Genomic DNA, 430 nt, shown 5'->3' with positions numbered 1-430 from the left:
CCGCCAGCCTGTCCTTGTCGAGCTGAATGCGCCCCTCCTCGTCATAGAGGTTCAGCATGGCGTTCAGCGCATGATAATCGAGCGCCGTCTCGGCCTTTTTTGCAGGCCGGTCGCCGCTCGGAAGCGGGAAATCGTTGAGCGGCTTTTCGTCCGCATCGCGCGTCAGGAGAGTGCTTGCCGTTTCCAAAATCGTTCCAATCCATGTCTGACATTGGCGACGTCTTCCGCCGTGCCCAGAAGCTCGAACCTGTAGAGGTAAGGCACCTGGCACTTGGTGGAGACGATCTTGCCCGCGAGCCCGTAGGTCGCACCGAAGTTGCTGTTTCCCGCGGCGATCACGCCGCGAATATTCGATCTGTTTTCCGCGTCATTGAGAAAGCGGATCACCTGTTTTGGAACGGCTCCCTTGCCGCCCGCCCCGCTATAGGTC

General features: G+C 59.5%; 2 protein-coding genes. Both read right to left on the bottom strand.

Annotated elements, in window-relative coordinates:
* On the bottom strand, positions 1–187 hold a 187-nt coding region (locus AB1462_RS32190; protein WP_367249169.1), incomplete at its 3' end, for a hypothetical protein.
* Positions 163–430 (bottom strand): class Ib ribonucleoside-diphosphate reductase assembly flavoprotein NrdI (nrdI, locus tag AB1462_RS32185; protein ID WP_367249167.1); only part of this gene is annotated, 268 nt, incomplete at its 5' end. The genes AB1462_RS32190 and nrdI, both read right to left, overlap by 25 nt.

Source organism: Pseudomonas sp. SB113 (assembly GCF_040754745.1).
Classification (GTDB): domain Bacteria; phylum Pseudomonadota; class Gammaproteobacteria; order Pseudomonadales; family Pseudomonadaceae; genus Aquipseudomonas; species Aquipseudomonas grimontii.
Note: the sequence above shows the minus strand (reverse complement) of the source record. Positions and strands in the feature narration are given on the sequence as shown.